At 61.6% G+C, this 9,521-nt stretch carries 5 protein-coding genes and 1 pseudogene; 4 read left to right on the top strand and 2 right to left on the bottom strand.

The window, feature by feature from the left end; translation table 11 throughout:
- Positions 1-209 (bottom strand): annotated as a pseudogene (locus ACZ7DL_RS38665) (helix-turn-helix domain-containing protein); the annotation flags it as partial.
- A gap of 453 nt (positions 210-662) precedes the next feature.
- On the opposite strand from ACZ7DL_RS38665, the gene ACZ7DL_RS38670 reads away from it, so the two are divergent.
- Positions 663-3,965: a type ISP restriction/modification enzyme gene (locus ACZ7DL_RS38670; protein ID WP_470781708.1), complete on the top strand. Its 3,303-nt coding sequence runs from the start codon at positions 663-665 to the stop codon at positions 3,963-3,965.
- Between the two features lie 7 nt (positions 3,966-3,972).
- Here the strand turns inward: ACZ7DL_RS38670 and ACZ7DL_RS38675 are convergent, their stop codons facing one another.
- Positions 3,973-4,362: a hypothetical protein gene (locus ACZ7DL_RS38675; protein ID WP_470781710.1), complete on the bottom strand. Its 390-nt coding sequence runs from the start codon at positions 4,360-4,362 to the stop codon at positions 3,973-3,975.
- 2,232 nt (positions 4,363-6,594) lie between these two features.
- Here ACZ7DL_RS38675 and ACZ7DL_RS38680 point away from each other — a divergent pair.
- The 3 genes from ACZ7DL_RS38680 to ACZ7DL_RS38690 all read left to right on the top strand — a co-directional run bounded on the left by ACZ7DL_RS38680 (position 6,595) and on the right by ACZ7DL_RS38690 (position 9,109).
- The gene (locus tag ACZ7DL_RS38680; RefSeq protein ID WP_470781712.1) at positions 6,595-7,125 is read left to right on the top strand and encodes a Pycsar system effector family protein; all 531 of its coding nucleotides are present in this window, start codon (positions 6,595-6,597) and stop codon (positions 7,123-7,125) included.
- 14 nt (positions 7,126-7,139) lie between these two features.
- Positions 7,140-7,868, top strand: a complete 729-nt coding sequence (locus ACZ7DL_RS38685; protein ID WP_470781713.1) for a hypothetical protein — start codon at positions 7,140-7,142, stop codon at positions 7,866-7,868.
- A gap of 206 nt (positions 7,869-8,074) precedes the next feature.
- Complete coding sequence (locus tag ACZ7DL_RS38690) at positions 8,075-9,109, top strand: MarR family transcriptional regulator (protein WP_470781714.1); 1,035 nt, start codon at positions 8,075-8,077, stop codon at positions 9,107-9,109.
- Positions 9,110-9,521 lie beyond the last annotated feature (412 nt).

Below are 9,521 nucleotides of genomic sequence, written 5' to 3' on the forward strand. Positions count from 1 at the left end.
TGAGCAGCGGCAGCGATGCCGGGCCCTTCGAGGCCAGGGCTCTCGGCCCGTCCTGCGACCAAGCCTTGCGCCAACGCTGTACCGACCGGACGCTGCCCCGCAGGTCGTGAGCGATGACCGTGTTCTCGTCGCCCTGCCGGAAACGCTCGGCCGCCTCCAACGGAAAGCAGCCGTTCGTCGGTCAGCCCGCCCCCTTGCGCATACCTCATGCAGTCGGCATACCGCAGGGATCGCGAGACGTCAGCCCCTACGACACCACGCTTTGAAGGTCAGTAATCCAAGGTGCCCCCGGCAGGATTCGAACCTGCGCACACGGCTCCGGAGGGCGTTGCACCTCGCAGCATCCTTCCTGTTCAGCGCCTTACATGGGGCTGAGGATCGGATATCGGTCCACGAGTGGTCCACGGCTCCTAACGTGGTCGAGTGTGGTCGTTCGCGGATCCCTCCGTGACCCCGCCCGGTCGGGATGACAGCTGGGCTCAAGAGCAACGGTCCGTTCTGGCGCGACCTTGTCTGATCCTCTGCCCCTGTGCGAAGCACGACCCGCGCGACACTCCACGTTCTTCCTCAACGCCGCATGTCACGCTGAGACTTCGTCTGGATCTTCCTGGTGACCTGACATACCATCAAGTCGTGATCGGCAGTTCGTGGGGGGTGCGGTAGTGACGCAGGAGCAGTTCGGCTGGCTCTCGGAGGCCATATCAACCTTCGGCGCGTCGTGCAAGGACATGGTGAACGGCCCGGGCGACCCCGAGGCGTCCATCCGCCCGCCGATGCAGAAGCTCCTGGAGACTGTGGGCAGTCACGATGCCTTGGACGGCGTTCTGTGGCACTCCGAAACTCCTCTGCGTGACGTGGGTGTACGCCCCGACTATGCAGTCGAGGTGCATGGCGACATCGTCGGCTACATCGAAGTCAAACGTCCCGGTCATTCTGTTGACCCGGAAAAGTTCACGGGACGCAACAAGAGGCAGTGGGAGCGACTGCGTGACCTGCCGAACGTGCTCTACACCAACGGCACGGAGTGGCGACTCTTTCGCACCGGGGAACAGATCGGCACTCCGGTTGTTTTCGAGGGCGACTTGGCCAGTGCAGGACGGTCGCTAACCGCTCGTGAGCCCGCAGCGTTCAACAGTCTCCTGAGGACCTTCCTACACTGGGTTCCCGAGCCAATCCGCCATGCCTCGGCTCTGGTTCGGCGCACTGCGCCGCTGTGTCGCCTGTTGCGCGCGGCGGTCCTGGAGCAATTGGAGTTCGAGAGCAGGTATGCGGCGGAGGGCGCGCGTCCTGAGGAGTTGCGGTTCACAGGGCTGAAGAATGACTGGCGTAGGCTGCTCTTCCCGACGGCCGATGACGCCACCTTCGCCGACGGCTACGCCCAGGCAGTGACTTTCGCGCTGCTGCTGGCGCGCACCGAGGACATCTCCTTGAAGGGGGTGGGGCTGCATGAGGTTGGTCGGCGGCTGGATGCCGGGCATGCCTTGATGGGCAAGGCCCTTCAGCTCCTCACCGACAACATCACGGTGAGCTTCGAGGTCAGCCTCGATTTGCTCATTCAGGTGATTGACGCAGTTGACTGGGCGGCGATTCGTAAGGGCCGGCGGGACGCATATCTGCACCTATACGAGTCGTTCCTGGAAGTGTACGACGAGAAGCTACGGCAGAAGAGCGGCTCGTATTACACTCCGCGCGAAGTGGTCGAGGAAATGGTGCGTCTCACTGAGGACGTGCTGCGTACACGCTTAGGTCGCTCAGACGGATATGCGGACGAGAGTGTGCGCATCGTCGATCCAGCCATGGGAACAGGCACGTACCTTCACGCGGTCATTGAACATGTCGCCGCCTGGGCGGCAGAGAACATCGGCCCCGGAGCAACGCCGGATGCGATAGGTGATCTGGCGAAGCGCCTGATCGGTTTCGAGCTGCAGATGGGGCCCTTCGCTGTCGCTGAGCTGCGGACCTCGGATCTACTTAAGCGGTATCAAGCGATCGCACCGCCGGATGGGATGAAGCTTTTCGTCACAGATACGTTGGACGACCCGTATCTGGCTGAGGAAACCCTTGCCTCGACGTACGGAGTGATCTCGGAGTCTCGTAAACGGGCGAACCAGGTGAAGGCCAGCACGCCGGTCACCGTTGCGATCGGTAACCCGCCCTACGACGACAAGGCCAAGGGCCGCGGCGGCTGGGTCGAGAAGGGCACACCCGCGCAGGGCGTGGCTCCCATCGAGGCCTTCAAGTGGCCTGGCAACGGCCGCTATGAGCACGTGCTGAAGAACCTCTACGTCTACTTCTGGCGCTGGGCGACATGGAAGGTATTCGACGCCCATCCTCAGGATCAGCAAGGAGTCGTCTGCTTCATCACGCCCTCGGGCTTCACTACTGGGCCCGGCGGGCGTGGCATGCGGGATTACCTGCGGCGCACCTGTGACGAGGGCTGGATTATCGACCTGTCTCCGGAAGGGCACCGTCCAGATGTGGCCAGCCGGATCTTCCCGGGTGTCGCCCAGCCCCTGGCCATCTGCATCTTCGTCCGCAGTAAAGACACCGACCCCGAGCGGCCCGCCCGTGTCCATTACCGCGCCGTCCACGGTAAACGAGGCGCCAAGTACCGTCAGCTCAAAGAGATTCGACTGGACGACGACGGCTGGCAGGACACGCACACGGATGCTATTCGCCCCTTCCGCCCAACCACCGAGACGGGGTGGGAGGACTACCCTGCTCTCGACGATCTCTTCCGCTGGGGAAGTCCGGGTATCAAGGCCAACCGCTCCTGGGTCAACAGCCCCAGCAGGCAGGTGCTTGAGAAGCGATGGGCGCGTTTGATCCACGAGAATGATCTGGCTAAGAAGGCGGAGCTACTCAAGGAGACAAGAGACCGTTCGCTCCACGCCAGTAGGAGTCCTTTGGCCGGGCAGCCTGAGCACACCGAGGCACTCGCAGTTGAAAAAAATCTGGCGCCTGACGTAGTACGCATCGCCATGCGGAGCTTCGACCGACAGTGGTTGATCTCCGATAGCCGGGTCATCGACTTCGCCCGGCCGGCTTTGTGGGAAGCCATGCAGCCTGATCAGCTCTTTCTGAACCAGCAGTCGTCGCACGAGATTGAAACCGGGCCGGCGATCGTCGCCACTTCCCTGCTGCCCGACACCCACCATTTCAACGGCCGCGGCGGCAAGATCATGCCAATCCTCCATCCGGACGGCACTCCCAATGTGCATCCACGCCTTCTCACGTACCTCGCCGCCGAACTTGGCATCGAAGCCGTCACGGTGCACGATCTGGCTGCATATGTGGCGGCTGTTGCCGGGCACGCTGGTTTCACCAAGCGGTTCACCGAGGAGCTCCTCACTCCAGGCGTGCGGCTGCCGCTCACCCGCGATTGCGCCCTGTGGTACGAAGCGGTGCAGTTGGGCAAGCGCCTCTTGTGGGTCTCTACGTACGGGGAGCGCTATGCCGATCCGGAGGATGGCCGACCGGCCGGAGACGTCCTCTTTCCGCTAGGCGATGCGCGTCGGCTCCGTTACGACCAGCACATAGGGGCGGAAGTTCCCGCCGAAATCCGGTACGCCGAGATGACCGGCACGCTGCATTTGGGCGGCGGGCACGTCAGCCCTGTCCCCGCGGAAGTGTGGAACTACGACGTCGGCGGCATGCCAATCATTAAGAAATGGTTCGGCTACCGAAAGGCCAACCCCAACAGCCGCAAGTCCAGCCCCTTGGACGACCTGCATGTCGAGTCTTGGCCATCCGACTGGTCGCGGGAGCTCATGGAACTGCTCTCCGTGCTGCGCCGACTTGTTGACCTCGTGCCCGCCCAGCAGGACCTACTGGACCGCGTCCTCGCCGCTCCCACGATTACTACAGTTGACCTTGAGAAGGTCGGCATCCTGCCGGTCCCCGACAAGGCCCGCAAACCCCACCGCCGAGTCGTGCTCCCCACGGAGGCCGGCGAGGAAGCGTAAGGCCTGGTCAGCGAGCCCAACGCTCCACGTACGCCATCGCCTCCGTCACGCTCCATGCCCCTTCGGCGAGCTGGCGGAGCGCGTGCAGTTCTGCACTCAATGAGGGCGTGCGTCGCTGGAGGCGGTCGGCGAAGACGCTCACCTCGGCCAGGCGCGTCGAGAGCACGGCACACTCGGCTTCGAAGTGCGCTGCTCTTCCGCGCGGCGTGATGGCCAGGCGCTCACCTCTGACCTCCAACAGTCCCATCCAGCTGAGAGTTCGCACGTCGTCGGCGGCACTCGCTTCATCGAGATCCCGGACCGCCACCGAGACGGGATCCTTATCGGGGTGTGGAACCTCGGCGAGCATGAGGTGTTGCAGAAGCTGAAGCTGTGAAGGGGTGAGAGCTGAGTACACGGTGCATGTCTAGCAGCACAAGGGGTCAGTCCTGCGCATCGGGACCGACCTCGACCCAACTTCCACCTGAATCAGATCATTATCCCCGGTTCGCGCGGGGGGAGAGGACATCGAGGCAGTACCCGACCGCTGCGAGTTGCTCGTCATTAAGCAGGCCGAGCTGACGTCGGCCGGCCCAGTGAATGGGTTATCTGAGGGCACGGAGGACGAGCGCGGCGGCCTAACAGGCCAAGCGGTCGAACCTGAAGAAGATCCGCTGGAGGCTATCCCGACCGAAGGGTTCCAGCGCGTGTGGACTCGGTGAGCAGGTGGGACAACCACTTTAGGAGAGAGGCTGGGTGCTCTCGGCTCTGAGCTGTCCCTTTGGCGGCCGAGGAAACGAGCGGCTACTCGACCGCGCTGCACCGGTGTTGACCGTGAATGACCCCTGTATGTGGCACGGTTGTGGCACGAACCCCAGCCGACGACAGCCAGCCACGATGGCGGGCACGCCGACCGACCGGGCGCGCGTATGCCTCGCTTGACCCCCACTAACCTTCACCACGCTGCCATTGCCGTCGATCAGAGCAAGCGGCGACAGCCGGCACGTGCTGCTGAGCCCTCAGCTTGGGAAGCTAGGGGCGCTTAGGAGAGGTTGCCTGGCTGACCTGTGGCGAGGCCGAGTCGTAGCCAGGATCTCCGCCGGCCTGTTCCCCCGCTATTCCCCGTGGTTCCATGCAGGATCTGGCACGGGTCTGGCACGGCTACCTCGGCCTTCATGGTCAAGAGGTAGTGCACCTCAAGCTCACCTGTCGCTGAGAAGGCTGTCAGCAGCGTCCAAAGCTTGGCTCGCCAGCTTGCGAAAAAGCTCGAACTGCCGGTCGCCGGAGCGGCGCCTGTAGATGAACTCGCCATCCGGCATGCGGACCGGTGGAGGTGGCGGCACGCGCGGCGGGGAGACGAGGATCGTGCCTTCCCCCAGTAGGCTCCGCGCCCAACCGGCGTAGAAGGCTGCCGCTTCAGAAGCTGCTGACGAGACGTCCGGAGGGCCCTCCACTGATACGAGTGCTACTGCCTTCTGCATTGGGAGCCGAAGGGTCTCCGCTTGATCGAGCAGTTCTCTCAGCCGAGGAGTGGGCGGCTCGTGCTCTCGAAAGCAGGCCTGCGCCGCCTCAATGGCACTCACATACTCAGTGGTGGCCGTGATGAAGGCTGCGTACGCCTCTCGGCGCCCCTGCCTTCTCCATTGCTCATGTTGTGCTCGGCGCTGCGATTTACCTGTCAACCGTGCCGCACGCGTTGCTCCCAGAGCTCCCAAGGCTGCGCCGAGTACGGCTCCAGTTGCGCCGATGAGCGCTACGTCCCCCGCATCCATGGGCTCATTCTGCAGTATGACCACCCATGGGCCCACGACGTTTGACGAGGTAGCCCTGCCCGGGCTGTATCCGGGCGAGTGTTCACGGTGGGCGCGTGCGCGGTGTGACCTTGCCACGAGGCTAAGGGGGAGCCTGGAAAGAACCTCCTGAACTGGCCTTTCTCTCTGTGCGTCCAGCAGGATTCGGACTTCGGACATCCGCTTTAGGAGTTCGGTCTGACCTGCTGTCCCCTCCCCGTGCTGCGCGGGGCGGCCGTGGCAGTGTCAGACCGCACTGCGCCGCCGCTGTCCGCGTCGTTGATGTCAGCCATGGATGTCACCTCAACCGGCTGGGGTCACTTGCGCCGTTTGCGTGTCTTCGCCTTGCGTTCGGCTTCCTTGCGCTTCTCGATGGTGTACGACGACAACTCGCCACGGTGCAGGTTGCATCGCGACGCACCCACCATCGCCAGCCGCCGACACCGAGTGCCCTTCTCCGTGAGCGCTCCACACCTGGACTGCGTACGAGCCACGTCTACCACCCCCGGTCTCGACCGTCGTGCGGACCAGTGCAGGATCGCCGGGCACATGTCCTCTGCGGAAGGCGCACCGCTCCGCGCAGCGGTGCACGGCGGCCCAAGAGGTTGCTCAGGGGCGCACGCTTTCCAACCGTGGTGGTGGGGTGTTGGGGTGCGTGCAGGGGCGTCACCTGCGTTCATGCGAGGCTGGCCCCTGGCGTGGGGACGGCTCTGGGTCTCGCCTGAACGGCCCTGAACGGGGCTGAATGAGACGGGAACTGAGACGGAAGTGCACCCCGGGCGGTCCAAGCAAGTTTGCTGACCTGGTTGTCGTCTTCGCTAGCCGCCCTGATTGTCAGTGGTGCGGTAGATGATGGGTGGGTGACGGAAACACCTCCGGCTTCCGAGCCCAGCCAAGCACCTAACGCTGACCATGCCTGGAAGGCCCTGGGGTTGGTCATAGATTGGATCAAGCACGCCGAGACCAAGGCTGGGGCCACCCTTGCCGCCACCGGCGTCACGGGTGGAGTGCTCTACAACCTCATGAAGGACGTGACCACCCCGTCTAGCTGGCTGATCTTGAGTTCTATCCTCTGCGCGCTCGCGGTAGTAGGAGCTGGCTTCTGCGCTGGCTTGGTGATCTGGCCCCGCCTAAAAATGAGGGAAGAGCCGACGAGCTTGCTCTATTTCCACCACATTGCTCGTGGTCATTCGGCAAGTGATACATACGCCGCCTCGTTGATTTCTCTGACCACAGACATGGATGCGCTGGTTACGGAGATCGCTCGACAGGGCTGGGCCAACTCTAGAGTCGCACATGAGAAATACATGTGGGGTGGTAGGGCAATTCGCTTCCTTCTCTTCGCCCTGCTTGCCCTTTCCGTTACCGCAGGATTGCGTGTAGTTGATTGATCTAGGAGAGAGCTTTGGACAGCAACTACAAGGCATACGACCACGTCGCTAGCGCTCGCAGAATCAAGGAGTACCTCACCGGCGCACAAAGCAAATATGAAGAGGTCAACGCCTTGCCAGACAGGGACGACCTCACGTTTTCCAATGGCTTCTACGCCAACTGCTCGGCCATCTTCGTGGACATTCGGAAGTCTTCGGAGCTCCCTAAGCACTATAAGCGCCCACGGCTTGCGCGAATCTACCGTGCATACCTATCTGAACTGGTGGCAATCTTCAACGGTGACCCAAATACTCGGGAGATCAATATTGCCGGTGATGCGACTTGGGCTGTGGTCAATACCCCTTACAAGCGAGACGTCGACGCTGTGTTTAGCCTTGGCGCGAGGGCTAATTCCATGGCGAAAGTTCTCAACTATGAGATGAGCAATGCCTCGTATGGTCTCCCGATCGAAGTAGGGATCGGAATGTCGTGGGGGCGAGCCTTGATGATCAAGGCGGGCTACAACGGCAGTGGTATCAACGACGTTGTTTATATGGGAGACGCCGTAAATGAGGCGGCAAAGCTAGCCAACTATGGGAACAGCCGCTGGGATATTCCCGCAGTCGTGACTTCGTCTGCATTCTACGGAAACCTCAATGGAGACAACCAGGGTCTCCTTAACTACGACTATTCGCGCCAGTGTTATACGGGCTCGGTGGTCAATTCGGTTATGGAGGGATGGTTTAAAGAGAACTGCAAGTGAAAGGATCTTTGCGAGCATGGGGTGCTCCCTGTCAAAGTACGCCTAGGCGCCGACCTGGTCGGTGAGGTCGGATCGAGCACTTCTGGAGTCATCAGGGATGGACAGCAAGTCACCGAAGAAGCTAACCAGTCGACCCGACTCAGCCGCAAGGTTTGATGATTCCCCGCTTGCCTGCAACACGGAAAAATCGCAGATAGGAAGTTCGGATGGCAGAATCAGCAGAACACCAATTCTTATCTAAGTGCGTAACGGACATCTTGAGCCGCCTCTCGCAGAGCAATCTGTACGGCTATGTAGAAGCGGAACGTCGAAAGTTCGACTTCGCGTGTGAACTCCGACGTGACTGGTCTCGTCCTCTCGTAGGGCAAACACTCTGGAACCATACTGCTGGTGTTGATAAAGATGTCCGCACAATGCTCCTGGACGGGGAAGCAGAAATCTGCGCCTACGTGGCCAGGGATACCGTTAAGGCTCGGCGGCTGCTATCAGAAGCGGTACGGGATTTCAGAACCGCTAAAGATCTAGCCAGATCGCACCGCCTCCGCGTCTTTTGGGTTCCCCAAGACTTTGACGCTGACGATGAATCGCAGCGAGATCTAGTGAGTGAACTACTCACAGAGCAAGTCAGCAGAGACATTCTTATGAATGTGGTATTTGGTAATCTCACCGCCGAAGACGTAAGATTCTTCGTGCGAGCTAGCGGTCTTCCTGGCCTTCACCTGGCAATCTTGTTTTTCATCTCCACATCGCATGATGAGTTCTGCAGGATTCGTGATATTTCTGATCGTCTCGGGGTTTCGCAAGGTGCAGTGCGAGACCGCCTAATTCGACTTCTTGGCTGCGGCCTCTTGAGGCAATTCGGTGGTGGCGCGACCTTGGCCAGTGCCACCTCGAAGGGGCGATTGTTCCTGGATTTTTGCGGCGTACTGCGCAGCCAAGTTTCGTCTGATGATTTATCGGCGGAGCTGCTGCATGTAATGCGTTTGCTGGATATGCGATATGCGCCCTCTGCTGTGAAAAGCTCGAAGAAATCGCTGCACCTAGCCGGCCCAGCGCTGACAGAGATTCCGGAGATGGTCACTGGCCGCTTGGTGAGTACAGTTGAAGTCGCAGAGGCGCGCTGGGGTGTCGATCTGCAAGATATTCCGCATGTAATGCATGACGAGGATAGGGATTGGGGAATCGTGGGCTCGGCATGGATTGAGAGGCTACGCGAAGAAAGCCGACACTATTCTCCCTGAGGTCGGTGGAGCGGCTTTGGGGTGGCGCTGCTTTGGCGCGAGTGATCATGGCCCCGTAAGCTTCCGGCGCGTCGGGCAGTCTGTGGACCTGCCCGCTAAAGCACGACGTTGGGGCCATGATCTTCGAGGCTCACGCCAAAGTGGCTCCGTAAAGCCGTGGAGACGACCGCCCCAGCCACGACGCTCCCCTTCTACGGCAAGCGGCTGATTGCTGTGCGCGCGGCACGGGCGCCGGCCGGGCCGGAGCGGGGCGGAGACAGGAGCGCAGGCCCGGGCGGGGGCCGGGCCGCGCGCGGTGAGCGGAGCGAGCCGCCTTGAACCAGTAGAGAAAGTTGTAACTCAGTCTGCGGTGTGGGGAGTGAAGCCGTATGCGCAGGCTGGGAGTTCCACACCCTGGCGGTGGAGCAACGGC

Source organism: Streptomyces sp. NPDC036984 (assembly GCF_055607665.1).